Annotated in this window: 25 protein-coding genes; 12 read left to right on the top strand and 13 right to left on the bottom strand. The window is 52.9% G+C overall.

The genetic code is table 11. The features are described 5' to 3' along the window. The first annotated feature begins 1,673 nt into the window (after positions 1-1,673). On the top strand, positions 1,674-2,000 hold the full coding sequence (locus tag JIN85_RS08525; protein WP_200269630.1) for a hypothetical protein: 327 nt from the start codon (positions 1,674-1,676) through the stop codon (positions 1,998-2,000). A 9-nt stretch (positions 2,001-2,009) separates the two neighbouring features. Here JIN85_RS08525 and JIN85_RS08520 read toward each other — a convergent pair whose 3' ends face one another. From JIN85_RS08520 to JIN85_RS08500, 5 genes are all read right to left on the bottom strand, one after another. Beyond that, positions 2,010-2,618, bottom strand: coding sequence for a lysophospholipid acyltransferase family protein (locus tag JIN85_RS08520; protein WP_200269628.1), 609 nt, complete (start codon positions 2,616-2,618; stop codon positions 2,010-2,012). A gap of 44 nt (positions 2,619-2,662) precedes the next feature. After that, the gene (cmk, locus tag JIN85_RS08515) at positions 2,663-3,331 is read right to left on the bottom strand and encodes a (d)CMP kinase (protein WP_200269626.1); all 669 of its coding nucleotides are present in this window, start codon (positions 3,329-3,331) and stop codon (positions 2,663-2,665) included. Further along, a complete protein-coding gene (gene aroA, locus JIN85_RS08510) occupies positions 3,328-4,680 on the bottom strand; it encodes a 3-phosphoshikimate 1-carboxyvinyltransferase (protein WP_200269624.1) in 1,353 nt (450 codons plus the stop codon). The genes cmk and aroA overlap by 4 nt, the downstream gene beginning before the upstream one ends. A 10-nt stretch (positions 4,681-4,690) precedes the next feature. Further along, positions 4,691-5,554, bottom strand: coding sequence for a prephenate dehydrogenase (locus tag JIN85_RS08505; RefSeq protein ID WP_200269622.1), 864 nt, complete (start codon positions 5,552-5,554; stop codon positions 4,691-4,693). 113 nt (positions 5,555-5,667) lie between these two features. Continuing rightward, positions 5,668-6,114: a hypothetical protein gene (locus tag JIN85_RS08500; protein WP_200269620.1), complete on the bottom strand. Its 447-nt coding sequence runs from the start codon at positions 6,112-6,114 to the stop codon at positions 5,668-5,670. A gap of 191 nt (positions 6,115-6,305) precedes the next feature. On the opposite strand from JIN85_RS08500, the gene JIN85_RS08495 reads away from it, so the two are divergent. Next, on the top strand, positions 6,306-7,049 hold the full coding sequence (locus JIN85_RS08495) for a CorA family divalent cation transporter (protein ID WP_200269618.1): 744 nt from the start codon (positions 6,306-6,308) through the stop codon (positions 7,047-7,049). A 7-nt stretch (positions 7,050-7,056) separates the two neighbouring features. Here JIN85_RS08495 and JIN85_RS08490 read toward each other — a convergent pair whose 3' ends face one another. After that, positions 7,057-7,887, bottom strand: coding sequence for a hypothetical protein (locus JIN85_RS08490; protein ID WP_200269616.1), 831 nt, complete (start codon positions 7,885-7,887; stop codon positions 7,057-7,059). A gap of 125 nt (positions 7,888-8,012) precedes the next feature. On the opposite strand from JIN85_RS08490, the gene JIN85_RS08485 reads away from it, so the two are divergent. The 8 genes from JIN85_RS08485 (at position 8,013) to clpB (ending at position 17,108) form a co-directional block, all read left to right on the top strand. Next, positions 8,013-8,372: a BlaI/MecI/CopY family transcriptional regulator gene (locus JIN85_RS08485; protein WP_200269614.1), complete on the top strand. Its 360-nt coding sequence runs from the start codon at positions 8,013-8,015 to the stop codon at positions 8,370-8,372. Beyond that, positions 8,369-9,268 carry a M56 family metallopeptidase gene (locus tag JIN85_RS08480; RefSeq protein ID WP_200269612.1) on the top strand — a complete coding sequence of 300 codons (900 nt, stop codon included), beginning with the start codon at positions 8,369-8,371 and terminating at the stop codon, positions 9,266-9,268. Before JIN85_RS08485 ends, JIN85_RS08480 begins: the two co-directional genes overlap by 4 nt. Before the next feature lie 89 nt (positions 9,269-9,357). Next, positions 9,358-10,305: a DMT family transporter gene (locus JIN85_RS08475; RefSeq protein WP_200269610.1), complete on the top strand. Its 948-nt coding sequence runs from the start codon at positions 9,358-9,360 to the stop codon at positions 10,303-10,305. Between the two features lie 101 nt (positions 10,306-10,406). After that, complete coding sequence (locus tag JIN85_RS08470) at positions 10,407-11,342, top strand: thioredoxin family protein (RefSeq protein WP_200269608.1); 936 nt, start codon at positions 10,407-10,409, stop codon at positions 11,340-11,342. A gap of 87 nt (positions 11,343-11,429) precedes the next feature. Then, on the top strand, positions 11,430-12,506 hold the full coding sequence (locus JIN85_RS08465) for a Ca2+-dependent phosphoinositide-specific phospholipase C (protein ID WP_200269607.1): 1,077 nt from the start codon (positions 11,430-11,432) through the stop codon (positions 12,504-12,506). 97 nt (positions 12,507-12,603) lie between these two features. Then, the gene (gene ypfJ, locus JIN85_RS08460; RefSeq protein WP_200269605.1) at positions 12,604-13,476 is read left to right on the top strand and encodes a KPN_02809 family neutral zinc metallopeptidase; all 873 of its coding nucleotides are present in this window, start codon (positions 12,604-12,606) and stop codon (positions 13,474-13,476) included. A gap of 56 nt (positions 13,477-13,532) precedes the next feature. Further along, positions 13,533-14,318, top strand: a complete 786-nt coding sequence (locus tag JIN85_RS08455) for a glucose 1-dehydrogenase (RefSeq protein ID WP_200269603.1) — start codon at positions 13,533-13,535, stop codon at positions 14,316-14,318. Between the two features lie 213 nt (positions 14,319-14,531). Next, entirely contained in the window at positions 14,532-17,108 is a 2,577-nt protein-coding gene (gene clpB / locus JIN85_RS08450) for an ATP-dependent chaperone ClpB (protein WP_200269601.1), read from the top strand. Between the two features lie 174 nt (positions 17,109-17,282). Here the strand turns inward: clpB and JIN85_RS21335 are convergent, their stop codons facing one another. The 3 genes from JIN85_RS21335 to rnhC all read right to left on the bottom strand — a co-directional run bounded on the left by JIN85_RS21335 (position 17,283) and on the right by rnhC (position 19,190). Beyond that, positions 17,283-17,822 carry a septal ring lytic transglycosylase RlpA family protein gene (locus JIN85_RS21335; protein WP_200269599.1) on the bottom strand — a complete coding sequence of 180 codons (540 nt, stop codon included), beginning with the start codon at positions 17,820-17,822 and terminating at the stop codon, positions 17,283-17,285. Then, positions 17,819-18,148, bottom strand: a complete 330-nt coding sequence (locus JIN85_RS08440; protein WP_200269597.1) for an HU family DNA-binding protein — start codon at positions 18,146-18,148, stop codon at positions 17,819-17,821. The genes JIN85_RS21335 and JIN85_RS08440 overlap by 4 nt, the downstream gene beginning before the upstream one ends. A 127-nt stretch (positions 18,149-18,275) precedes the next feature. Then, complete coding sequence (gene rnhC, locus JIN85_RS08435) at positions 18,276-19,190, bottom strand: ribonuclease HIII (protein WP_200269595.1); 915 nt, start codon at positions 19,188-19,190, stop codon at positions 18,276-18,278. 102 nt (positions 19,191-19,292) lie between these two features. On the opposite strand from rnhC, the gene JIN85_RS08430 reads away from it, so the two are divergent. Beyond that, entirely contained in the window at positions 19,293-20,213 is a 921-nt protein-coding gene (locus JIN85_RS08430) for a ThuA domain-containing protein (RefSeq protein WP_200269593.1), read from the top strand. 6 nt (positions 20,214-20,219) lie between these two features. On the opposite strand, the gene JIN85_RS08425 is transcribed toward JIN85_RS08430, so the two are convergent. From JIN85_RS08425 to JIN85_RS08410, 4 genes are all read right to left on the bottom strand, one after another. Further along, the gene (locus tag JIN85_RS08425) at positions 20,220-22,697 is read right to left on the bottom strand and encodes a DUF6600 domain-containing protein (protein ID WP_200269591.1); all 2,478 of its coding nucleotides are present in this window, start codon (positions 22,695-22,697) and stop codon (positions 20,220-20,222) included. A gap of 85 nt (positions 22,698-22,782) precedes the next feature. Further along, positions 22,783-23,421 carry a helix-turn-helix transcriptional regulator gene (locus JIN85_RS08420; protein ID WP_200269590.1) on the bottom strand — a complete coding sequence of 213 codons (639 nt, stop codon included), beginning with the start codon at positions 23,419-23,421 and terminating at the stop codon, positions 22,783-22,785. 142 nt (positions 23,422-23,563) lie between these two features. After that, the gene (locus JIN85_RS08415; RefSeq protein WP_200269588.1) at positions 23,564-23,731 is read right to left on the bottom strand and encodes a hypothetical protein; all 168 of its coding nucleotides are present in this window, start codon (positions 23,729-23,731) and stop codon (positions 23,564-23,566) included. Positions 23,732-23,828: 97 nt separating this feature from the next. Further along, positions 23,829-24,518: a hypothetical protein gene (locus JIN85_RS08410; protein ID WP_200269586.1), complete on the bottom strand. Its 690-nt coding sequence runs from the start codon at positions 24,516-24,518 to the stop codon at positions 23,829-23,831. 97 nt (positions 24,519-24,615) lie between these two features. Here JIN85_RS08410 and gmk point away from each other — a divergent pair, with 97 nt between their 5' ends. Then, positions 24,616-25,215 (top strand): guanylate kinase, encoded by a 600-nt coding sequence (gmk, locus tag JIN85_RS08405; protein WP_200269584.1) that lies wholly within the window; start codon positions 24,616-24,618, stop codon positions 25,213-25,215. Positions 25,216-25,230 lie beyond the last annotated feature (15 nt).

Here is a 25,230-nt window from a genome sequence, read left to right as displayed (position 1 = left end):
GTCGATCTGGCGCAGAAGGTGAAAACCGCGCAGAAGGAATTGGAGGATGCGGAAGCAGTTGCCCGCAAGCTCGGCGGAACGGTGGGCCGCAAGGGTAACGCGGGCATGGCGGTGCTGGCGGACATCAGCCGGTGCGATGAAGGGAAGCTCAATTGGCCACCGCTCAGATGACAAAGCCGTTAGACTTTCGCGACAGCGGCACGATTCCGTTTCACAGATCTTGAAAATCGAAAAAAGAGGACGGATCCATTGCGCGAGGAGGAGTTGATTGCCTTGCCGTATAAACTGTCGGATGTCGGTCAAAATCTTGATTCGGCCAACACCCAGGTGTGAATCGCCCAAGCCCGGCAGAACGCAATTCGGGAAGAGTTTGATCCGTTTAGCGCCGAGGGAGGAAAGGCGTAAGAGGACAGGGTTGGCTCTGAATCCTGCGCTTTTTCTCTGGATGTTGGCTTTGTTCTCCATTTTCAACTTCGAGCTGTGATCGAGTTCAGGCGGCCTGGAATTTCCGAAAGTGTCTGATGAAGGAGGCAAAGGGTGAGGGGAGCGCAGAGCTAGGCGAGTCTGACGGATTTTACAGAAATAAAAGCATCTTAAAACAAAGTTCGATTCGTTCCGTGGTACGATCGGTGAAGAAATAGGCCGTAAGGTTCAAATGAGCCAGTCGATCGCCCGGACAGACGGAGTCGGATGTCATTTACAGGATGTTGATCATGAATGTTATGATGTGTTTTTTGAGATGCGTCATGTTAAAATCATATAAATATCGAGTCTCTTGTGCACATGACTGTATTTTTGCTGAAGGTCCAATTTGATGGTATTTGGGTTAGTTCTGGATGGTTGCAAGATAGGTCAAAAATGACTCAATGACTCATCAAACGTTTAATGTTAATAAAAAAGAAACAATTTCTGCATGTTTTGCTTGCGTCGGTTCTGTATTATAGTAGTTCCCCCACATGCGCATACTTATTGCTATCTGCTCGTTAATGATTGTGGGCTGCGGACCAATGCAGCAAAATGCAAAATCCGAAGGAACTACAACCCTTCAAAAAAGAGGTGGTGATTTCACGATCTCTAACAGTGCCCGCTAATCAGGGGTATTTGATATACTAAACTGAAACAGCCTGAAGGGCTTGGGGGTTATTGTTCCCGGTCCTTCGGGCTTTTTTGTGTCCTGATGGTAAGTGATTTGTGAGTTTTTGATGGATGAGTTATTCCATATTTTTTTAGAAATTATATGTGGAAAAATAAATGGTATTTGTAATCCATTAAATGGAATAAATGTTACCGATGTCATTCCTCTCATGGGTTGTTTGATCGAATCGATAGTTAATTGATCTATCGCGTGATGATGTTAATAAATTTTTTTGGAATAGAACTGGTTTGGATTTGTCTTAGTCAGATGATTGCGTCGGTTATGTATTATTGGGAAATGAGTGTCTTGCGAATTCATAGCTCATCGTATGGTTGTTGATGAGTGATTTTGAGAGCCTGGTAAGTAGTTCGAATTGGGCTTAATGCTCTCTTAATGGACGTTCTGGCAAAAGTGGATTCAGTCTTCTCTAAGACTCATGATGACCTCCCCCCTAAAAGTCATGAATCGAAAACCGAAACCAATCTATATTGCTCGGGATTTTAGCGGTAGACCGCGATCTCAGCGCGTTGCCGTAGAAATGCTCACAGGGCGATCCGCTAGACCGGATGCAGGGGGCATGGTCTCCCGTGGCGAGCTGGTCGCTGGGCCGTTTGGCAGCGTTCGTTACAGACTACGGCTTCAGGCTTACGCAGGATATCGCTATGAGATCTGCGGCAACTCATCGCAGGAGGTGGAGAGTTGGAATCAATTGCCGTTTTCCTTGACTCAAATGGGGCCGATTGACCGAAGGCTGCACATCGCTCTTAGCGAGGGCATGCTGGATCTTTTCGTCGCTGGGAGCCCGGGGAACGAGTTCTTCTCGGTTTCCTTCCGTGCTCCCGGGCGCGAGTCGAAAATAGGCTGAGTCAGAGCGTCAGAGCGCCGATATGGCTGCCATGATGCGTTTGGCAAGGCGGTCGTAACCTTCTTTGCCGGAAGAGGCCTCTTTCAGCTCTTCTTCGGTGAGTTGGATCGGTTTGCCAACGGTCACGCTGATGCGGGCAAAGCGAATCCGGGCGGAGCCACGGGGTAGGGCTTCACGGGCGCCGCGAATCCGTACTGGTTGGATGACGGCACGTGATTTGGCAGCGATTAGCCCGATGCCCGGGGCGGCCTCACCAATTTCACCGTCCAGTGTCCGCGCACCTTCCGGGAAAACGAGAACTCGGTGGCCTTCTTTCAAACGTCGGATGATCGTTTTCAGGCTGGCCATATCCGGCCGGTCCTGATCCACCGGAATGGCGTTCCATTGAGGGTAAACCCACTTTGCCGGGCCCTTGAAGAGGGTCTTGCGGGCGAGGAAATACATCTCGGTTTTGTAGAGATTCCCAATCAACGGTGGATCGAGAAAGCTCTGGTGATTGGAAGCGACGAGGACGGAGCCTTCGGTCACCAGATTTTCTTCGCCGATGACCCGTAAACGGAAGATCGTGCGGAATGCGGCTCCAAAGGACATCCAGCCCAGCCAGTATATCCATCTCATGGGACGCTTTGTTGTCGGATCAACGGGGCGCAACATAGTGCAATTCAATGAATGTCTAGTCCTTGTCTTTTCAGAATCTCAATGGCGGCATCCACACCACTTTCGATCGTGTGGTCGGATGTATCGAGTATTTCAGCGCCATCCGCGACCTTGAGAGGCGCGGTTTTGCGACCGCTGTCAGCGGCATCACGACGCTTGACGGAATCCACTTCACCGACTTTGTGGCGGCGTGCTGCGCGAACGTGTTCTGCAGCTGTGATGTAGATTTTGTAGGGAGTATCGGGAAAAACGATGGTGGCGATGTCCCGGCCTTCCATCACCAGGCTGGAGTGTTCCAAATGATCGCGGAGTAACTGGACCACCTTTTCCCGAACTTTGGGGATGGCGGAAACGGCCGAAACATTCGAGTTCACCACTTCACTGCGGAGTTCGTCGCCAGGCTGGACACCGTTGATTCTGATGGTGGAAACGCCGCCATTTCTGCCGGTTTCGATGTCTATTTTTTCAAGCGCGGAGATCACCGCGTCTGAATCTTCGGGGTTGATGTTTTCCCTGACGATTTCCCAAGTGATGGCGCGATAAATGGCACCGGAATTCACCATCAGCAGGCCCAGTCGCGATGCCAGCTTGCGTGCGAGCGTGCTTTTGCCTGAAGCCGCGGGGCCATCAATGGCGACGACATAATTTCCGGACCGGGATTCGGGTTGATTCACGCGTGGGAAATGGTTGGCAGGATGAAATCGGCGGGTTCGGAACGGTGGTGGCGGATCGCTTCCAAGTGATGCGCGAAGCCAGGGTAGGACGTATTCACACAATCGGTATTGTGGATGATCGTTTCACCCGAGGCGAAAAGTCCGGCGATGGCGAATGCCATGGCGATGCGATGGTCACCGTAGCTATCGAGGTCTGCACCGTGCAGTGGATGGCCGCCTTCGATGATCATGCCGTCTTCCAGTTCTTCCACGACACCACCCATGGCGCGCAGATTGTTGACGACAGTGGTGATCCGATCGGTTTCTTTGACTCTCAGTTCCTTGGCGTTACGGATTTCGGTTTTTCCTTGGGCCAGGGCGGCTGCGATGGCGATGACCGGTATTTCATCGATCAAATTCGGCACTTCCTCGGGCAAGATCGTGGTGCCGGTAAGGGGGCAACCGTGGATCTCAATGTTCCCAATGGGCTCACCGGATGAAGAATGGACAATTTCTGACATGTGCGCGCCCATGCGGCTGAGGACATTCAGAATGGCGGTCCGGGTCGGGTTGAGACCGACATTTTGAATCACCAAACGAGAACCTGGAAGGGCAGCTGCGGCGACCAGCCAGAATGCGGCGCTAGAGATGTCTCCTGGCACGATGAAGTCACAAGATTCAGGCATCTGACCACCCACCATCGAGATGACATGGTTCTCCGTGCGAGTGGAAACGCGGAAAGAGGCGAGCATGCGCTCGGTGTGGTCACGTGTCGTCGCGGGTTGAGTGACGGAAGTTTTTCCCTCAGCAAACATGCCGGCGAGCAGCACCGCGGATTTGACCTGTGCGCTGGCGACAGGCATTTCGTAATCGATCGGCTGAACTTTTGCCGGATGGATGAGCAGTGGGGCGCAGCCAGGTTTTTCGCCTTTCGTCTCAATATGGGCGCCCATTTGTCCCAGTGGCACCGTGATCCGGCCCATGGGGCGGGATGAGAGGGATGCATCGCCGAACAGTTCGGAGGTGAATGGCTGGCCCGCTAAAAGACCTGCCAGGAGGCGCATTCCGGTGCCGGAATTTCCGCAATCGATCGGTTTTTCCGGAGCGGATAGTTGCATGGATTGGCCATGAATGCGGAGTTTGACCGGTCCATAGCCTTCGAGTTCTTCGAGAACCTCGTGATCGGCGCCAAGTGCCTTCATCGCGTTCAGGGTGTTCACGCAATCCTCGCTGGGCAGGAAATTGGTGATCGTGCAGGTGCCGTTCGAAAGGCCGCCTAAGATTGCAGCGCGGTGCGACATGCTTTTGTCACCCGGGACGCTGAATTCCGCGTGGAGTTTGGTGATGGATTTGACTCGGAACTCGGACATGAAAGGAAAGTTAGCGGGATTGCGCCAGCGTGTCGCGTTGTTGTTTCGCGGTGCTCAGCCAGCGCTGGGCTGTTTCTAGTTCGGCAGCCTCCAAAGTGGCAAGGATTTCGCGGAGATCGTCGATGGTTTCACGCAAAGGGCCGATGATTGCTTGCCGATTTTCCGTCAGAATTTCCGCCCACATCGATGGATTGCCAGAGGCAATCCGTGTCGTGTCACGCAGTCCGCCCCCGCTGAAATCTCCGAGGGTGTGGTCTTTCAGGCAAATTCTGGCGGCGCTGGCGGCGAGAATGTGGGGTAAATGGCTGATTTTGGCGACCAGTTCATCGTGTGCCAGCGCGCCCATCCAGGTGGTGCGGCAGCCGACGGATTTCCAAAAACGTTCCAATTTCTCTGCGGCAGGGCCTGGCGCATCAGAATCATTGGTAAGAATGCAGGCTGCACCTTCAAACAAGTCGGAAGTCGCGGCGCCGAGCCCGGTTTGCTCAGAACCAGCCATGGGATGGCTGCCGATAAAGGCGTTTGGCAATTCGGCGAGCAGAGGGGCAAGTGACTCGTGAGGAGTTGATTTCACGCTGCCGACATCCGTGATCAAGCAACTGTCAGGCAAACCGGACTCCACGGCAGCTTTGACCAAATCCGGCATCACTCCCACAGGCACAGCCAGAACGAGCAACTCCGCTGCCGAAATCGCTTCCTTTAAATCCGTGGTCGCATGGGAAAGTCCGAGTCGCAGCGCTTCATCGACGCTATCGGCTCTCCTTGCCCAAAGCGAAACAGCAGGAGGGTGGGCCAAGCGATTCGTTGCGAGGGCGAGTGAACCCCCCAAAACCCCGGCGCCGAGGATGGTGATTTTTTGGAAATCCGAGGTCATGGATGGGCAAGGAAAAACCGGGCTCTTCGGGAGGAGCCCGGTCCGCATTCCTCATGGGAGCGAAGAAAGATGGGAAATCGGGCGCTGGATCGTTGCCCGATCATGCTCATGCATCACGGGACTCGGAAGAATTTTTTCTCAGCGGCAGGATAGGTTGGGTCTTGCACCAAGGTTCCAGAAGGAATGCCACGAACGTCGATTTGTTTCCCATTGTATGGGCTGAGCACATACCCTTCATGGCCTGGGACCGGCATCGCGTAGCTGTAGTCCTGCTTGGGCTTGGTTGGCTCGGGCTTTGGCTCCTCTTTTTTCGGCGGTTGAGGCTCAGGAATTGGGTCCCGCTTGACCTGATTTTCTTTTTCCCGCTCCTCGTCGCGCCGGCGCATGGCCTCGCGCTGTTCTTTGATCTGTTGCTGCTCTCTGCTCGTGATCGTTGTAGTTTCGTTGGGGCGATCATGCGGTCTGAACTGGCGTTCTACCGGCATGGGATAGCACGAAACCAGAAGAGATCCGGCCAAGGCCGCAGGAAGGATGATTCCGAGATTGAAACAGGATTTCATGGCAGAAAGTTGAAAGTTGTTGTCAGGAGATACGGGTCCAGAGAGGGGGGAACAGCGTTGATTGCGATTTATCATGAGCGATACTTGCATTCCGTCAAGTCGTGGCATTGTGAATCAGTCGTCCTAAAACCAGGTGATCACGCCCAAGATTCCGACTTTCCCCGGGATAAGGACTGGCTAGAATCCGCCTCATGGTGATCGTTGAGGAATCGGTAAAGCTGCCCGGGCATTTCAAAATCGAGCGGGAATTGCGTGAGCAATTGAGCGGTCGTGCCGGGCACCAACGCTGCATTGAGGGCAATGGGGAGCTTTTGTTGATTCTTCATGAAGTTCCGAAAGCAGGTGTGCCTGAGCGTGAGGCGCTTTATTTCTGGAAAGACTATGAGGGACGCTGGATGCAGAAAGACGGGCCGGGGGTAAGCGGAGTGGGGGATTTGCTGGAGCGTTATGCACGAGCCATTGATATTCATGAGGCAAACATCGATGAGGCGGATACGGCGGCGGAGATTTTTGGAATTTTGAAACATTCCGGCCCGCTTGCCCGATCCACCCGGAACATCGTCATTGCCTTGGAACAAGTGTTACTCGGAGAGCCGGACGATCGGGAGATCCGATCTTATCGGGACCGGGCCAGGGAAATCGAGCGTGCGGCCGATTTGTTGAATAGCGATGCCAGGTTGACGTTGGAATTCTGGCGGGCTGAGCGGGCGGAGGAGCAGGCGGATTCGGCTGAGCGGTTGGGCAAAATCGCCTACCGACTCAATTTGCTGGCTGGATTTTTCCTGCCTCTCGTCGCCTTTGCCGGGCTCTTCGGGATGAATGTCCGTCTTCCTCAATTCATCCAGCCGATGTTCTGGGGAATCTTTTTCGGCGGATTGATTGTCGGTGGGTTGCTACTTTGGTTCGTAAGTCGCGAACCAAAGCAATCGGACTGAGGGGCACCTAGGGTGCCTGAGCGAATGCCCGGGCGTTATTACGGAGTTGGGCATCACCATGTTTCGAGGTGAAAACAGCCAACCCGATGACGCCGACATTCCGGGTGTTGCCGTAACGTTGATTGGCGTAAGAGCCCATTACGCTGGAAAACTGGAACGATGCCACGCTTGAATCGCTGGTTCTGAATCCGTCAATCGTGAAGGTGCGATGAGGCCCAATCAAGTAACCGCGCTTTGCATATGAAGCCGTTTTACCATCCATCACGTCGAGACCGTCGACACTTGCGACGACCTCAATGGTTGATTCAGAGCGGTTTTTGATTTCGATGGAATAGCTGGATCCTTTCTTACCGGTAACGAAGCGGCGGCCCCAGCCGTACTCTTTGTACGCGGGGAGGAAACCATGTGGTCCTTTGATGCCCCATTCGACCAATCCTCCAGCTGCTCGCTGCAGTGGCTTCACACTTTCAGGTCGAGTGGTCATCGCCTTCATTCCGTCGGAGTCATTGTAGTAAATCGCATCAGTACCAGCGGGGCCTTTACTGGCACGGACGAAGTCCTGCTCAACCACATTCGAGTGTACGGAATCGCCCCAGCCTGTCGCCAAGCCCGGACGATTTGGGTTCTTGAGGACAGCATCAATGGAATCTGATTGGATTGCAGAGTCACCGCTTCGCAAACCGCCAGTGATGATGCTTTTAGCCTCTGCTTCGGAGTGGGAAGGTGCGATGGCGTTTTGAGGGGATCCAGAATAGTCGGTCGGACTCACCGTGCAAGAGTTCAGGATCAGGGCAAAACCGCCGAGTAGAGAGAGCAACCAAGTGGATCTGAATTTCATGATGCTGGAAAAGCAGCATTTCAGATTCCTGATGTCAATCTAAATGCTGTAAAAATAGCATTTAGATTGCACAGATTCCGGAAATCATTATTCTGGCCGCAATGGATCGATTGGAAAAAGACCAGATGTCTCGCCGTGAGCGACAGGTCATGGATATTCTGTTTCGGCTCGGGAGCGCCTCAGCGGAAGAGGTTCGGTGTGAATTGCCGGATCCTCCGAGCTATTCGGCGGTTAGGGCATTACTTTCGACCCTGAAGGAGAAAGGATTGGTGAATTATACCAAACAATCCCGTCATTTTGTTTATAAACCGACTGTGCCTGAAAAGCGGGCCAAACGAAATGCACTGAGCCAATTGCTGGCGACCTTCTTTGAAGGGAAACCGGAGAATCTGGTAGCCTCATTATTGGACCCGAAAGAACAAAACCTCAGTCAGGAAGAAATCGATCGGATTCGACTCTTAATCGAACAGAACCCCCAGTCATGATATTGGCGATTGTTTTCTCTTCCATTGCAGCGGCGGGCGTATGGATCGCAGGACGCAAAAATCCGGCGTGCGATCCTCGATTGACGATTCTCACCTTGTTGCTGACTGTGGCATTTCCATGGGTCACACTATGGATGCCGAAGTGGTTCGAGATTCCTACGGTTTCGAGTCTGAACGAACTCCAACAACCCGCCTGGACAGAAATAACGTTAGTTCTCAAATCCGTGTGGCTGTGCGGAGTGATTTGGTGCGCCACAAGACTGATGGTGGCTCAATGGAAATTACTCAACTGGTGGAAAGAATCTGAAACTATTGATCAAGTTGGATTGATCGAGATAAGACAAACGATTCAAGTGAATGGGCCCGTCGCCGCCGGCGTTTTCAGGAAGGTGATATTCGTTCCAGCCGACTGGTTAGAGTGGCCTGAGGATGTCCGGGCCGCGGTACTTCGGCATGAGCTCGCACATCATGAACGGTGCGATCCGTTATGGCGCTGGATTTCGGCAATCGCTGCAGCACTGTATTGGTTCAACCCCTTGATCCATTGGATGAAGGCTCGGCTGGAGATCCAGCAGGAGCTGGCATGTGATGAACATGCTCTTCGTGGGGGAATCCAGGCGGACCGTTATGCGGGTTTTCTTTGTGATCTCGCATCGAGTTGCAGTCGGCAGCGTTTGGCGTTGGCAGCGTCTGAGCGGGGAGGATTGGAAACGCGAGTCAGGCAACTGATGTCTTCAAATCGTCCATCAATCGACCCCTGGTTTGTGCTGGGATTGTTTTTATCGGTTGCAGCGGCGGCGCTGATTTTATCGGCGGTCGAGAAAAATTCGGTATCTCCAGAGCGACGCAAAGATGCTGTTTTGAGGCTATCGGCTGATCCTTTCCCCGGAAATTAACTCTGGGGTGCTGCAGAAACGAAGTTTTTGAATCACTTGATGGGTGAATCGGGCTTGCATGTGCACGCGGGCAGCGCATCTTCCGCCTCGTGCAGGAGGGTGATCATCGGTGGTTCCGGGTGCTGCCGCCGGTATTGGTTTGTGCCCTTCTTTGGGGCAGCTCGTTCCCATCCATCAAGATGGTTTATCGGATTTGGGACGCGCATTCGGTGCATCCCGGGTTGTCGGAATTTTGGTGGTTTGCCGGGGTCCGTTTCACCTTGGCGGGAATCTTGCTGCTGGCCGTGGCGAAAAACCCGCGCGCTGAATTCAAAGCGACGGATAAGCGATTGCTTCTGGGTTTTGCCTTCACCCAGACGTTTGGCCAATACCTTGCCTTTTACTACGGCATCGCCGTTTCGAGCGGAGCGCTGGCCGGACTGCTTTCGACGATTGGGAGTTTTTGGTGGATGATTCTTGCTCCTTTGATTGGTGGCGCTGCGTGGCCGAAACGCAGCCAGTGGTTGGCTTTGGGAATTGGCGCGATCGGGGTAAGCATGGCAGCTGCGGTTCCCGGAACGGGTGCAGGCAATCCGTGGTTAGGCACATTGTTGATCACTTGCTCTACGGGCCTGGGAGCGGTGGGCGTGATTCAATTTGGCAAACTTCGTGCAACTATTGGTGCCCGTGCAGCCACCGGATATTCACTGCTAATCGGTGGAGTGGGTTTGCTTCTAATGGGGGTTCGGGCTTTCCCGCGTGCTGTGGACCTGATGCCACCTGCTGCACTCGGGCTGACTTGCTGGCTCGCGTTTGTCTCAGCAGCGGCCTTCAGCTTGTGGAATCATCTTTCAACGCTACACCCGGTCCCATTGCTCGCCGGGTATCGGTTTTTGATTCCCATTTGTGGGATGACGGGATCGCTGTTGGTGCTAGGAGAAAAGCCGGGGTGGGGATTGATCGTCGGTGCCGTTTTGGTCATTGGCTCGGTCGTTGCTGCCCAGCACGTGTCAGGTAGTAATCTGGCGAAACGCGGAGCCATGATAGGTGTGAAGTAGCTTACTCAATATACTATTTTCTGGCACTCCGACCGACTGAATCGGTAGTTTTACCCCTTACGTCACTTCAATCGTTTGAATAACTCCAATCCGAATTTCCCATGAGATCCATAGTCCAAATTCCCGCCCTTGCCGTTCTATTGTTAGGTTCAGTTCTTCCTCTCAGTGCTTCCGATTCGTGGTCGAGCGATTTCGCCGCATCGCGCCAAAAAGCCGAATCGGAAGGCAAGTCGATGTTGCTCGATTTTACCGGCTCGGATTGGTGCTCATGGTGCCATCGACTTTCCAACGAGGTGTTCGATCAGGCGGGATTCGAAGAGGCTATTTCCAAAAACTTCGTCCTCGTTGAAGTGGATTTCCCACAAAACAAATCGATTCTGAGTCAGGAAACCATTGAGCAAAACAACACGCTGGCAAAGCAGTTTGCGATCAAGGGTTACCCAACCATTCTCCTTTGTGATGCTGAAGGCATTCCCTACGGATCGACTGGCTATCGTGCCGGCGGCCTGGAGCCCTACATGGAGCATTTGAACTTGATGGTGGCCAACAAATCCAAGCGGGATGAATTGTTGAAGGAGGCAAAATCGAAGAGTGGTTTTGAAAAGGCCGATCTCATGAGTCGTGCTCTGGACGAAATGGAACTCAGCGAGGAGCTGACCACGAAGTTTTATGGCGATCTGGAAAAAGAAATCCTGTCACTTGATACCGACCGCAAGACCAGCCTGGCAAAGCGAGTTGATACCAAGGCCCACCTGGAGACTTTTTCCGATAAGGTGAAGAAGCTCGTGGATGAGAAGAAATTCGACGAAGTCGATTCCGTTTCAGAGGAAATGATGAAGGACCCGTTGATGACCGGCGATGCTTTGCAGCGGGTTTACATGATCCATGCCGATGCCCAAATCGCGGCAGGCAACAAAGAAGCTGGTTACGCGACTTTGGAAAAAGCCATCGCTGTGGATCCCAAAGGCCAGAAGGCGGAATTGCTCCGCAAATTCATCGATGTCCGGCGGGCGAATGATGCGAAGTCCTCATCGTGATCATCTAACAGATCGATCCCATCAACTGACCAAGTCGTCACCATTGCAGAGTTCGCGACAAGATTGGATTTTTCTAATCTGGGCTCCATGAGTGGCGACCGTTGGAACATGAGTTTTGTGTTAGGAGCGATTACGCTTCTATCGGGGGTGTTTGTCCTATCGGGCCAGTCGAATGAGGGCGATGCGGAGATGAAAAGTCTTCGCTTGAATCAGGTCCAGGTGATCGGCAGCCACAATTCCTATCATATTCCACCGGGGCCAACGGAGGTGGAACTGATGAAACGGAAACATCATGGAGTAGCTGGCTTGAACTACGGTGGGACCTCCTTATCCGAGCAACTGAACGATGGGGTAAGACAGATCGAGCTCGATTTATATCCGGACTGGGAGGGCGGTCGTTTCGCTAAACCTGCTGCATTCACTGAGGCCGAAAAACTCGGCTTGGAGCGGCCACAAGCTTATGATCCAGATGGGCGAATGCTTAAACCAGGCATCAAGGTTTTGCATGAGCCGGATCTGGATTTTCGTTCGACCACTCTCACTTTGCAGATCGCGTTGGAGGAGGTGAACCAGTGGTCGAAATCTCATCCGCAGCATTACCCGATTTTCATTTTGTTAGAACTGAAAGGTCCCTCAAAGGATTGGCAAGGAAACGGATTGAAAAAACTGGAAAGTGAGATTCTCAGTGTGATTTCCAAAAACCGGATTCTGACCCCGGACGATGTCAGAGGCGCTCACTCCACTTTACGGGAAGCCATCATGACCGACGGTTGGCCATTGCTGCAGGATTCTGTAGGCCGCTTGATGTTCGGTTTGGATAATGAGAATGAGCTGCGTGATGGCTATCTTTCGGATAGCCCGAACCTTCACGGGAGATTGCTGTTTCCATCCTGCGCCGATGAGAAAAATCCAGCTGCCGCTTGGTTCAAAATCAACGATGCCAAGCATGATTTTGAGCGCATCCAGCATCTGGTGAAACACGGATTTTTGGTCAGGACACGTGCGGATGTCGGTTTGAAAAAGGACCCGGTTCTGCGGGATCAAGCCATGGATTCAGGCGCTCAATTCATCAGCACTGATTTTCCTGGATCTCATCCAAATGATTACGGGGTGATATTTGCCGACCACGCGATGATGCGGCGTGATCCGATGGCGAATCACTGACCCTGTTGATCAAGATTTCTTGCAAGGGTAACTTTTGGGAGCTTGCGGGAGGCGGCAGCTTGGGCTATTTCACAAGCGCTAACAGGCGACTGCGAACATGGACCTAAAAGACGTACGTCAGAGTGATAATGTGGAAGACGCCCGAGGGCAACGAAGCGCCGGAGGATTTGGCGGCGGCGGGGGTGGCCTTGGCCTGTTGATGACGATCGGCCGGTTGTTTGGGATCAAAGGCATTGTAGTTGCGCTGATCCTGGGTGGAGTGCTTTGGAACATGGGGTTGTTAAACCCGGGTATGCTAAATGGCGGTGGTTCGCCTGCTGGTGTCGTCAGTAAATACGATCAGGAACGTGCTGACTTTGTTTCCCGTGTTCTAACCACGACCGAGGATGTCTGGAGCGAGGAATTTCGCAAAATAGGCAAGACGTATCGAGAGCCAAAACTCGATTTGTATCGGGGGCAGATCAGTACTGGCTGCGGAACCGGAAGTGCATCCATGGGCCCGTTTTATTGTCCGGAAGATGAGAAAGTTTATATCGATCTGAGCTTTTACGATGAACTTGCCGAGACGTTTCGTTCGCCCGGAGATTTTGCCCAAGCCTATGTCATCGCTCATGAAGTGGGACATCACGTTCAGAAGTTGTTAGGCACCTCGGATTTTGTGAACTCAAAGCGTGGTCAATCGGATTACAATCAATATTCCGTCAGACTGGAACTGCAAGCTGACTACTATGCCGGGGTTTGGGCGAACCATACCAAACAATACCTCGAAAAAGGAGACATCGAAGAAGCGATGCGGGCGGCAAATGCCATTGGCGACGATGCGATCCAAATGCGCAGCCAGGGCAAAGTGGTGCCACACGCGTTCACTCACGGGACGTCGGAGCAACGCATGCGCTGGTTCAACAAAGGGCTTGAGAATGGAACCATCCAGGGTGGTGATACATTTTCCATGCCCTATCGGGACCTGTAATCCGGGCGACCGAATTCGCGCGTGACAGAATCAGTTTCTGTCGGAAATTGCCGACTATGAGTGATTCTTCATTGAAAGGTCGTGTTGCGGCAGTCACGGGCTCCAGTTCTGGAATTGGAAAAGCAATTGCGATCGAGCTGGCATCCTGCGGAGCAGATATCGGAATCAGCTATCATTCCAATCCGGATTCTGGAAATGAGGTGGCGACGACCATTCAGGCAATGGGCCGAAAGGCGTGTGCGGCCCAATTGAACGTTGGAGAAGAGCCGTCGGTTAGAGAGTTTTTTCAATCCGTCGAAAGCAATCTTGGACCGGTTGATATCCTGGTAAATTGTGCCGGAATCGATGGCAAAACCGGAAAGGTTTGGGAAATCAGTCCGGAAGATTGGGATCAAGTCATCCAGGTGAACCTGCGTGGTCCTTACTTATGCATTCATCAAGTGGTGGAAGGAATGATGAAGCGAGGAAGGGGAGCCATTCTTAACATTACCTCTGTGCATGAGCAAATTCCCTGGAGTGGTCATACGGCGTATTGCGCCACGAAATCCGCCATGGCGATGATGACGCGATCATTGGCGCTGGAGCTGCAAGATAGCGGCGTTCGAGTGCTGTCGCTCGCTCCCGGTGCGATCCGGACTCCGATCAATCGCGATGTTTGGGAAGATCCGGACAAAATGAAGGATTTGAAAACCAAAATTCCCCTGGGCCGCATAGGCGAGGTCGAAGAAATTGCACGAGTTGCGCGGATGCTGGTTTCCGATGAGGCATCCTACATGACTGGCGTAACCGTCACCGTGGATGGCGCGATGACCACCTATCCGAGTTTCGCTCATGGTGGCTGAGGCCGATTGCAGAATGGGAAATCATCGACTCATCCATTGAGATCCTGGAGCGCGTTAGATGATCAGCTGATTGGGGCGAAAACGGCTTCCGTATGGACTTTTCGTGATCCTCAATCCGCTCGTTGAGGGAGAGTCAATTTGAGCATGGTTTTTCGCAACCTGTGCGTTGCGCGAACGCAGTTTTAGCGACATGTTGGGTCAAAGATTACGAACATGGGACTCGATAAAATCACTCAAAAATTACAAGAAGCGCTGCAAGCAGCGCAACGATTGGCTTCGAAATCCGCTCACCCCGAATTGAAGAGCGCGCACGTGTTGCTGTCGCTTCTTCAGCAGGAAGGAGGGATCACGACGCCGATTTTACAGAAAGCAGGCGTGGATGTTTCACAACTTAAGGCGGCGACAGCCGTTGCATTGTCGAAAGAACCCACGGTGCAAGGAGCATCCAATCAACCCCAGATCAGTTCCGGTCTGCGGGCAGCTCTGGATGCTGCCGATCAGGAACGGGAAAAGCTGGGTGATGATTTCCTCAGCGTGGAGCACTTTCTACTCGGTGCTCTGAAAGGGGATTCGCCTGCCGGGAAATTGCTCAAAGATGCGGGGCTCACCGAAAAGTCCGCCGAAGAGGCGATTCAAAGCGTGCGCGGCTCTCAAAAAGTCACGGATGAAAATCCCGAAGGCAAATACCAGACACTGGAGAAATACGGCACGGATCTAACAGCTCGTGCGCGTGCGGGTAAAATCGATCCGGTGATTGGCCGCGATCACGAAATTCGCCGTGTGCTGCAGGTGCTTTCCCGGCGGACGAAAAACAATCCGGTGCTGATCGGTGAGCCTGGTGTGGGTAAAACGGCAATTGTTGAAGGCCTCGCCCGCCGCATTGTTTCCGGTGATGTTCCGGATGCGATGAAGAATAAGCGGGTGATCTCGATGGATCTCGGCGCCATGTTGGCCGGCGCAAAATACCGCGGTGAATTCGAAGATCGCCTGAAGGCGTTTCTCAAGGAAGTCACCGATGCGGAAGGAGAAATCATTCTCTTCATCGATGAGTTGCACACCATTGTTGGCGCTGGGGCAAGCGAAGGGGCGGTGGATGCTTCCAACCTGCTCAAGCCACAATTGGCCCGTGGCGAACTGCATGCGATTGGTGCGACCACATTGGATGAATATCGCAAATACATCGAGAAGGATGCCGCACTCGAACGTCGGTTCCAGCCGGTCATGGTCGGTGAACCTTCCGTGGAAGATACCATTGCAATCCTTCGTGGACTGAAAGAGCGCTACGAAGTGCATCACGGTGTCCGCATTCAGGACGGCGCATTGGTGGCGGCAGCTGCGATGTCGGATCGATACATCTCCGATCGTTTCCTTCCGGATAAAGCGGTCGATTTGATTGATGAGGCCGCATCGCGCTTGAAAATCGAACTCGATTCCATGCCCACTGAAATTGACCAACTGGAACGCCAGATTCTGCAGTTGGAGATGGAGAAAAAGGCGCTCGAAAAAGAAACCGACAAGGCTTCGGCTGCACGGTTGGAAAAGGTCAGGGAAGAGCAGGCGAATCTTCGCGAGCAATCCTCAGGTCTGATGGCGCAATGGAGGAATGAGAAGTCCGTGATCGATGAAGTACGACAAGCGCAGGAGAAGATCGAGTCACTGAAAGTTGAAGCGGAGCGCGCGCAACGAATTGGTGATTTGACGCGTGCCTCACAGATCACTTATGGCGACCTGCCCGAAGCAAGCCAGCAACTGAAAGTTGCGGAAGAACGGCTCGCGGTTTTGCAGAAGGAAGGTGCGATTCTCAAAGAAGAAGTCACCGACGAAGACATTGCCCGCGTGGTATCTTCCTGGACTGCTATTCCTACCAGCAGATTGCAGGAAGGGGAGCGCTCCAAGTTGGTCCACATGGAAGAACGGTTGGGCGATCGGGTCGTAGGCCAGAAGAAGGCGATTTCTGCGGTTTCCAATGCGGTGCGCCGAGCTCGCGCTGGTTTGCAGGATGAGAATCGTCCGATTGGATCGTTCTTGTTCCTCGGGCCTACCGGTGTTGGTAAAACCGAGCTCTCGAAGGCATTGGCGGAGTTTTTATTCGACGATGAAGGAGCGATGGTCCGGATCGACATGTCGGAATACATGGAGAAACACAGCGTTGCCAGATTGATCGGTGCGCCTCCAGGCTACATCGGCTATGACGAAGGCGGGCAGCTGAGCGAGCAAGTACGACGCAAGCCGTATTGCGTGGTGTTGTTCGATGAAATTGAAAAAGCCCACCCGGATGTGTTCAACGTATTGCTTCAGGTTCTCGACGATGGTCGCATCACCGATGGCCAAGGGAGGACCGTGGATTTCCGCAACACGGTCCTGATCATGACTTCTAACATCGGCTCACAGTATATCCTGACGGAGGAAAATGCAGAGCAGCGTGAAGCCAAAGTCACCGAAGCCTTGCGGGCTCACTTCAGACCTGAGTTTCTCAATCGGATTGATGAAACGATCATCTTCGATCGTTTGCAGCGCGAGGAGCTCACAAGTATTGTCGATTTCCAATTGGACCGAGTTCGCAAACGTTTGGCCAAACAGGGACTTGCCCTGGCGCTCAGTGAAGAAGCGAAAGAGTTTTTGGGAACTCAAGGTTACGATCCGGTCTATGGTGCCCGACCTTTGAAGCGTGCCATCCAGAGATATCTGCTAGATCCATTGAGCTTGGATGTGCTCGATGGGAAATTTGTAGATGGGGATGTGATCAAGGCTGACCTCAGTCAGGGAGAGATCACCTTTAGCAAAGCCTGATCTCGCATTGAATCGTATCGCCTCGGGTGCAGGGAGATTGTTCCTCGCCCGAGGCGAATTGTTATCGGCATCGAAAGCACGCTAGAGATGGATCCTCAACGTTGAGGCAAGCGTTTGCATTTTTGTCGATTGAAGCAAATCGCAGCCATCACATGGTTCGTGCAAGCAGCGGGATCAGAAGAACCAGAAGTGTTTTTTCTTCTTTCGTTTATAGCTTCCATCCCCAACCGACAGGACCTCCAGATGGGTGGTGGTGGTTCCCTGATCGTAGAACCCCAGTTTTTTCGCAGCGCGTGGAGAAACATCCAGATGTCGGCCCGGAATGAACGGACCTCGGTCATTGATGCGAATTTTCACGGACTTGCCGTTTTTAAGATTCGTCACTTTGACCAGAGCGGGGAGGGGCAGCGTCTTGTGCGCACCGGTTAAATGCCAGGGCCATACTTTTTCACCCAGGGATGTGGTGCCTCGTTTCAATCCGAGATATTTCGATTCGTTATACCAGGAGCAGATACCGGTTTCTTCAAAGTTGAGTGCCTGGTCGACACTCATTGGCTGATAATGATGGCCACGTACGTTGTAGCCGCGTGTTTGATACCCTTGATAACCACTCGGGCGGGAAATACTGCACGAGCTTAGTGTGAAAAAAGCGAGGGCCGCACTGATCAGTGCGGCCCCGCGGGAGTTAATGATTTTCGAAAAAATTCGGGTCACTTGCGCTCGCGGATGACCTGAAGGGTGGAGGCGACTTTCTCCTTCATTTCCTTGCCTGGCTTGAATTTCACAGCAGCGCGGGCAGGAATTGGAACGTCTTTGCCTGGATCCTTCGGGTTGCGTCCGATCTTAGCTTTCATTTCGCGAACTTGGAAAGCTCCAAAGTTGCGCATGACGACCGTATCCCCATGGGCAAGTGATTCGGTGACTTCGTCAATGAGGGTTTGGACGACCTCAAAGACGGTCTGTTGCGTGACCTCGACTCCGTTGGCACCGAGTTGATCGGTGATTTTGATAACGAGTTCGCGCTTGGTTATGGTGGCCATAGGTGTTGTGAAGTGTTGGATGTGGTTCAGTGGCAGGTGTTTAAGATCATAGCTCGGATCTTTTGTCCCGCAAATTTCTACGGCCCAGATGCGGATTTCGTGCCATTTGACGGGGAATCGACCGGGATTAGTCAGAAGATGACAAAACGATGCCTGTCGTACGAAAATGAAGCTTCGAAACCTTTGAAAGTGCGTCAGATCCGTGCACTTTCACCACCTCCTTCGCGGCAACTATTACATTCCCTGAAGCACCTAACGGCAGATTCACTGCGCATGCGCTCGATGTTTTATCGATCCAGTCCATAAATCGTTCTCTAGCGAGGATTGAAGCTGCTGCCACTGCGATGTCAGATTCTCCCTTGGTGCGTTGTTCGAGTTGAATATGGATTTTCTTCGCATCTAGCGCTCGTTGCAATACTTCAGGTTTGGCAAATTGGTCACTTAAAGCGCGCGGACAGTTGGGCATTTGAAGTGCAAGTTTTTCAATCACTCGTGCATGACCCCATGCCAGCAAACGATTGAGATTACCAAATGAGTCATACATTTCATTGTAACGTTCGGGGCCGATTGAAACGACCTCGTTCATGCAACCTGGTGTTGCACGGATCAATTCGGCAAGTTTGCGAATGCGAGCCGCGCTTGAGATCCGTTTGGAATCCATAATGCCGGAATCCATCAAATGCCGGGTGATCACGGCATTTGTATAAACTCCAGCAATCACCAGCGGGCCAAAGTAATCGCCTTTGCCACTTTCATCGATGCCGAAGTGAGGCTCGAACAAATCAGGTTGCTGGATTTCTTCATACCCGAGTTTTGCTTCGCCCAGAATTTGCGGTTCTAAAATAAATCGGACGAAATCTTCGGTTTCCTTCCCCTGGATGAGAACTTTGGGGCCTTTTTGATAGACTGTGACGTGGAGTTTTCCCTTTCGCGCTGAGAACAGGGCGTGTGGTTTGGTTTCGAATTCGAATCCTTTTTCGTCAAGGATTCCACGCAGGCACTCCGCCTGTTCAGTGGTCAGTGGCGAAGTATGGCTGGTCACCCATTAGCTATCTCGAATCTTGCCAATGCTTGCAAGTGCGCGGTTCGGAGGGATTTCAAACGCTGAGCTTGTGAAACCGGTGGTGAATTTCTATAAGAGGTCATGAAACCGATTCTTCCCGCAGGTTTGTTAGGCGCAGCAATGCTTTTCCTCGGAGCTCCATCTTCAGTTGCAGAAGAAGCACCAGCGGGAGCGCTGGAGAAAATCGATGCGGCGTTACCTGCAGAACCGTTTGCAGCTCCGAAAAAGCAGAGGACGATGCTGATCTTTTCCAAAACGAAGGGCTATCGTCATGCTTCCATACCCACCGGGAAATTGGCGTTTGAGGAACTCGGCAAGAAAACCGGCGCTTTTTCGGTAGTCATCAGCGACGACCTCAAAAACTTTGAGAAAGATGCCTTAAAACAATTTGATGCCATTTGCTTCCTAAGTACGACGCAAGACGTATTTACGGCATCCAAAGATGAATTGGATAAGATGTCGGACGAAGAGAAGGCAAAGGCCGCTGACACCGAGAAGCGCTTAAAGGAAAATCTGATGGAGTTTGTGAAATCCGGCAAAGGATTTGTAGGAATCCATGCAGCCACCGATACCTGCTACGAATGGGAAGAGTATGGCAAGATGATGAACGGATTCTTTGACGGTCATCCATGGGGCGCTGGAACCCACGTGAGTATCAAGGTCGAGCCGGGAAAAGAAAATCATCCGATGACCAAAATGTTCGCGGGAGAGAATCTCGAATTCAACGAGGAGATTTATCAATTCAAGGATCCTTATGATTCTGGAAATGTTGAGATGTTTCTTCGGATCGATACGAAAAAAACCGATATGACCTTGCCTGGCATCAAGCGGACCGATGGGGATTTCGGCGTATCATGGGCGCACCACTGGGGCGACGGACGGGTGTTTTATTGCTCTTTAGGCCACAATGACGAGATGTATTGGAACCCAAAAATTCTCAAACACTACCTTGCCGGTATCCAGTGGGCGCTTGGTGATTTTGATGCGGGGATAACGAAGTAGTGGAGCTCACCGGCTGCGACCGCGGCCGCGTTGCGGCTCTTGCTGCTGGCGTTGCTGTTGAACTTCGCGCTGGCGTTGTTGTTCCTGCTGCTGTCGTTGCTGCTGAACTTCGCGCTGGCGTTGTTGCTCTTGCTGCTGGCGCTGTTGTTCGACTTGGCGTTGGCGGGCTTCTTCGCGCTGGCGTTGTTGCTCCTGCTGTTGACGCTGTTGTTCGACCTGGCGTTGTTGAGCTTCTTCGCGCTGACGTTGTTGCTCCTGCTGTTGACGCTGTTGTTCAACCTGACGTTGGCGGGCCTCTTCGCGCTGGCGTTGCTGCTCTTGCTGCTGGCGCTGTTGTTCAACCTGCCGTTGTTGAGCTTCTTCGCGCTGACGTTGCTGCTCCTGCTGCTGGCGTTGTTGTTCCACCTGGCGTTGGCGGGCCTCTTCGCGTTGGCGTTGCTGCTCTTGCTGCTGGCGTTGTTGTTCCACCTGGCGTTGGCGGGCCTCTTCGCGTTGGCGTTGCTGCTCTTGCTGCTGGCGTTGTTGTTCAACCTGGCGTTGTTGAGCTTCTTCGCGCTGGCGTTGCTGCTCTTGCTGCTGGCGTTGTTGTTCAACCTGACGTTGCTGAGCTTCTTCGCGCTGGCGTTGCTGCTCCTGCTGCTGGCGCTGTTGTTCAACCTGCCTTTGTTGAGCGTCTTCGCGTTGACGTTGCTGCTCCTGCTGCTGGCGTTGTTGTTCCACCTGGCGTTGTTGAGCGTCTTCGCGTTGGCGTTGTTGCTTCTGTTGCTGGCGCTGTTGTTCCACCTGCTGTTGTTGAGCTTCTTCACGCTGACGTTGTTGCTCCTGCTGCTGGCGCTGTTGAGTTTGCAGACGTTGAATCCGCTGCTCCTGTTGCTGGCGTTGTTGCTCGGCGCCTTGGTTTTGTGCAGTTCGTTCCCGTTGGGCTTGTTGAGACTGTTTTTCTCGAAGTGCTTGTTGCTCTTTCCCGCGCGACGTTTGGCGCGAATTCTCAACGGCTCGGTTTGGCTGAGCATTCGGATTTCCCCGATCGCTGATGCCACCGCCAGATTCAGGTCGTTGTGGGCGGGTCGCGACCTGAGGATCATTTCGGTCAGGTCGTTGTGGTGAGGCAGAGGCTTGGCGCTCCATGGCGACTTTGCGATTTTGCTCAAGTTGCTCGATCCGCTGACGCTGAAATGCTTCCTTGCCGCCCATTTGTTTCACGGCCTCGGTCGCTTGCCGCTGCTCTTGTGCCCGGGATTCACGGAAGCGGTTGGTGATTTCCGAACTCAGCGGACGCGAACGCTCGACCTCTATGTTATCCAGTTTGCCACGAACCTTTGATGGTCTCAAAGCGTCATTCCAGCGCGCATCAATCGTTGGGGCGGAAATCGCAATTTGATCACCCGAGAATCGTGGACGCATCGAAAGTGAATCTCTCCCTGGTTGGCGATCCCGGTCCATTCTCATCCGATAAAATGGAAGCCGGTGACCGATGTCTCGCGACAGTTGGTCATAGCGAGGTCCGCCGTTGATGATCCGGTGATTGTGAAAGGAAATATGGGTAATATTGTGACTTTCCCGCATGCAATAGATGTTGCGTGAAACCGGGAGGCAATTCCGGAAGATCGGTCCGCCAAAGTTTTGAATGAGGACGAAGTTGAAACAGCCGGCGCTGATACCGAAGGTAACTTCCACCGAAGAATCCCAACCGCGATTGCTCCATGCCAGGGTTTCAGGTGGCAGGGGAGCCCAGCCAATGTGGCTGCCGCTCTGACGCCAGGTCACCCAAGCTGGCGCCCATTCGGAACCGGGAACCCAGACCCAACCATGATTGCGCAGCAACACCCAGCGACCATAGTGATAGCAGGCCCATCCGAATGGCTCATCCGATACCCAGTTCCAGCCGTAGTCGGTGCAGACCCAGCGACCGCGAGTGTAAGGCCGCCAGCCGGAGGTGCGCACGGCGACGGGCTGATAGACATAGCCGTAATCGGCAGTTTGGAACCATGAACCATACGAGGCAAGCGGTTCGTAAAAGGTGTTGTAGTCAGCTACCGGGACCTGCTGGATATTGGTATTGATGGTGGTGTATTCATTATCAGGGAATGGGTCCCGACCAGCGAGTTCCAGTTCGCGGTCACTTAAGTCCACCTGTTTTTGAGTGAGATCGATTTCTTTGTTATCCAACCGACCTTCCCGATCGTTCAACGCTTGTTCGCGTTTATCCAATTCGGCGGCTGCTGCGGCGTCCGCCTCGCCCTGTTTTTGCGCCATCGCGATGCGATCTTCCTCAAGTTGCATCCGCTCGCGCTCTATCGCTTCCCGTTCAGCCGCGAGTTTCTGGTTGGCGAGTTCCTGCTCCAGTTGTTGCTGGCGTTGAATGGCGCCTTCCGCTTTCGCTTCCAGCTCGGAGATGCGCCTGCTGGTGTCGGAATTCCGGTCGCAGCCGACGGTAGCAAGCAGGCTGGCGGCAGTGACGCTGGCAAAGAGGTAGTTTTTCATGGCAGTTGGAAATGGGTTTGGGAAAGGGAAATCAATCTCCACAACCTACGACGGGATCACCCCATCAATCTATTCATTCCAATTTTCAGCGGATCCCGAGAGTTGCCACCTCAAAATCCACTCTTGCAGGGCCACTGCGCCCTCCGGGGATCTCGCGGCGTACCACGCGAGTGCCTAACAATTGTTCAAGCATCCGCAGCTCCATTTTGACGGCGCTTGGATATTGGTCGAAAATCGGTTGCAGCGGATGGTGATATTCCTCAATCCGAAATCCGTTTTCCGGATCATATTTGCATCGACCGAAACAGCCTTCCTTTTCACGCAAATTGGCCAGTAAAGTTGCTTTTTCGACCAGTGAGTTGGCTTTTGCGATGCGTGGTTTCCATTGGTCGTGGAGTTGTTGGAAATGTTGATAGAGCACGCGCTCGGGAGCGCTTTCACCGAACAGTGATTTCAATCCTTCCAGAATTTCCAAAGTGAAATGCACACCAGCGTCCGGAAAAATGGAGGCGGATTTGGCGGTGAGCCGGTAAAAAATTTCCGGTCGTCCGACTTCTGTGCGAGGCACCCGCGTGCGCTCAAGATAGCCGAGCTTTTTGAGATCCTCGCAATATTGCTTGGTCGCCATGTAGCTGGCATCCAATCGCCTTGAAAGCTCACTGACAGGCAAGCCGCCGGACAATTTCAACTGCTCCATGGTGGCAACCCATTGGGGTTTGACCAATTCTCGAAATCCCGGACGAAACATAGACAACTGACTGTATTTTGGCGCGAAACGGCAGATGTGCAACCTGCAATTCGCGAGATCTGGTTACAAAAAAGCCGCCGCGCAAATGAATGCGGGCGGCTTCAGGTGAGAAGTTGACTCATTTCCGAACCTTGGCAAGAGCTGGAGCAGGTTGGATGGAAACTCGGGCTCTTGCTGCCTCTTCGCCAACTCGTTTCAGCAGGGCGATGAGGGAAGCGGTGATGAAATATTCCTTCAGAAGCGCTTCACGCGTTTCTCCATTCTTCGTCTTATGGGTGATTTTCATGGGTCTATATTCAGAACGGAAAACGATGGATCGAATTCCAATAATCACCGGTAAGGTCGCTGAATGGGAACGCAAACGAATGTTAGAGAAAAATGAATTATTTTTTCTCGGAGTAGCCGACCTGTGCCATGAGCGGTTTTCCAGAGCTGGATGTCAGGGTCAGGGTCAGCTTTCTCTTTCCACCTGAGTAGGTGCTGACTCGAGTCATCATGTCGTTAAAGGTCGAATTGCTGCTGCTATGGGAATTGAATCCGAGTTTGTCGGCCTCGGCTTCGAAAAATGCTTCGATTTCCTCAGGAGTAGCGCTGGATTCGGTGGTGTAGGAACCGCTGATTTCGGCATCACTGGTATTTTGAAATGCATTCACCTTTCCTTCAGCATTCGGGACACGAGGCACCCAGCTTGGCACGTTGGAAAGATCGGATGCGCCAATTTCCGTGACGTTGCCGTCGGAATCAGTCATCGAGAATTTACCCTCGCGGATTTGCTCGTAGGTGAAGGTCATGGTTTTGCCATCTTTCCTGCGGACGGTGATTTCGCCTGCCTTGTCGTCGGATTTTACCAATTCCAGATCTGGATTGGCTCGGATGATCATTTCAGCCGCAGCTTTTTCCGGGTTCTTTTCGAATTCCTGAATGGTTTTGCGGCAGAATCCAACCGCCAGTGAGACGAGGATGACCAGAATGATGATGATGGTGCCGCATCCGATGCCAACCCAGCCGAGGGCGGGAATGCCTTTTTTCGGTGGGGCAGGGACAGGTGGTGGCGGGGTGGGATAGTCAGACATGATTTGATTCAAGCAAATCCCGAAGCGAATTGCGATGGGAAACAAATCTGCAATTTACCCTAGGCCGAGAGGCCATCTGCCGCTTCACTGTCCGCCCATGTCCGCCCGCACCGGCATTTTACTCGTCGTTTCCGGCCCTTCCGGGTCTGGAAAAACCACGCTTTGCAGACGCCTCGCCAATGACCAATTGGCACGGTATTCCATTTCATGCACGACGCGTTCGCCGCGGCCGGGTGAGATCGATGGCGAACATTACCACTTTCTCTCGACCGCCGAATTCGAGGCGAAATTGCAAGCGGGTGAGTTTTTGGAACACGCCACGGTGCACGGAAATTTCTACGGCACCTTGAAGTCAGAAGTGACCCGTTTTTTAACCGATGGGGTCGATGTGGTGATGGATATTGATATCCAGGGTGCAGCGCAAATTCGCGATTGCGATGATGAGGAAATCAAGCGCGCGGTGGTCGATCTTTTCGTGATGCCGCCGAGTCGTGAGGAATTGTTGGCACGCCTTTCGGGGCGTGGAACGGACAGTCAGGAAACGATCGACCTGCGCATGGAAAACGCTCTGGAAGAGGTGGCGTCATGGCCGAAATACACCTATCGGCTCCTTTCCGCCACGCCGGACGAAGATTATGCGAGATTTACCGCCCTGTTGTCAGCAGAGCGGATGAAGGTCAATCGGATGGTGGATTGAGGACGCGCTCGCCGT

Source organism: Luteolibacter pohnpeiensis (assembly GCF_016595435.1).
In the GTDB taxonomy this organism is placed as follows: Bacteria; Verrucomicrobiota; Verrucomicrobiia; order Verrucomicrobiales; family Akkermansiaceae; genus Luteolibacter; species Luteolibacter pohnpeiensis.
This window is presented reverse-complemented; position numbering and strand designations above follow the sequence as displayed.

Excerpts from the sequence above, each read along its gene's own strand:
- gmk (WP_200269584.1), top strand. The coding sequence starts at position 24,616 with ATGTCCGCCCGCACCGGCATTTTACTCGTCGTTTCCGGCCCTTCCGGG.
- JIN85_RS08525 (WP_200269630.1), top strand. The coding sequence starts at position 1,674 with ATGCTCACAGGGCGATCCGCTAGACCGGATGCAGGGGGCATGGTCTCC.
- JIN85_RS08520 (WP_200269628.1), bottom strand. The coding sequence starts at position 2,618 with ATGAGATGGATATACTGGCTGGGCTGGATGTCCTTTGGAGCCGCATTC.
- JIN85_RS08500 (WP_200269620.1), bottom strand. The coding sequence starts at position 6,114 with ATGAAATCCTGTTTCAATCTCGGAATCATCCTTCCTGCGGCCTTGGCC.
- JIN85_RS08440 (WP_200269597.1), bottom strand. The coding sequence starts at position 18,148 with ATGGCCACCATAACCAAGCGCGAACTCGTTATCAAAATCACCGATCAA.
- JIN85_RS08425 (WP_200269591.1), bottom strand. The coding sequence starts at position 22,697 with ATGAAAAACTACCTCTTTGCCAGCGTCACTGCCGCCAGCCTGCTTGCT.
- JIN85_RS08455 (WP_200269603.1), top strand. The coding sequence starts at position 13,533 with ATGAGTGATTCTTCATTGAAAGGTCGTGTTGCGGCAGTCACGGGCTCC.
- aroA (WP_200269624.1), bottom strand. The coding sequence starts at position 4,680 with ATGTCCGAGTTCCGAGTCAAATCCATCACCAAACTCCACGCGGAATTC.
- JIN85_RS08480 (WP_200269612.1), top strand. The coding sequence starts at position 8,369 with ATGATATTGGCGATTGTTTTCTCTTCCATTGCAGCGGCGGGCGTATGG.
- JIN85_RS08505 (WP_200269622.1), bottom strand. The coding sequence starts at position 5,554 with ATGACCTCGGATTTCCAAAAAATCACCATCCTCGGCGCCGGGGTTTTG.
- JIN85_RS08410 (WP_200269586.1), bottom strand. The coding sequence starts at position 24,518 with ATGTCTGACTATCCCACCCCGCCACCACCTGTCCCTGCCCCACCGAAA.
- JIN85_RS08415 (WP_200269588.1), bottom strand. The coding sequence starts at position 23,731 with ATGAAAATCACCCATAAGACGAAGAATGGAGAAACGCGTGAAGCGCTT.
- JIN85_RS08430 (WP_200269593.1), top strand. The coding sequence starts at position 19,293 with ATGAAACCGATTCTTCCCGCAGGTTTGTTAGGCGCAGCAATGCTTTTC.
- JIN85_RS08490 (WP_200269616.1), bottom strand. The coding sequence starts at position 7,887 with ATGAAATTCAGATCCACTTGGTTGCTCTCTCTACTCGGCGGTTTTGCC.
- JIN85_RS08485 (WP_200269614.1), top strand. The coding sequence starts at position 8,013 with ATGTCTCGCCGTGAGCGACAGGTCATGGATATTCTGTTTCGGCTCGGG.
- JIN85_RS08470 (WP_200269608.1), top strand. The coding sequence starts at position 10,407 with ATGAGATCCATAGTCCAAATTCCCGCCCTTGCCGTTCTATTGTTAGGT.
- JIN85_RS08495 (WP_200269618.1), top strand. The coding sequence starts at position 6,306 with ATGGTGATCGTTGAGGAATCGGTAAAGCTGCCCGGGCATTTCAAAATC.
- clpB (WP_200269601.1), top strand. The coding sequence starts at position 14,532 with ATGGGACTCGATAAAATCACTCAAAAATTACAAGAAGCGCTGCAAGCA.
- ypfJ (WP_200269605.1), top strand. The coding sequence starts at position 12,604 with ATGGACCTAAAAGACGTACGTCAGAGTGATAATGTGGAAGACGCCCGA.
- JIN85_RS08465 (WP_200269607.1), top strand. The coding sequence starts at position 11,430 with ATGAGTGGCGACCGTTGGAACATGAGTTTTGTGTTAGGAGCGATTACG.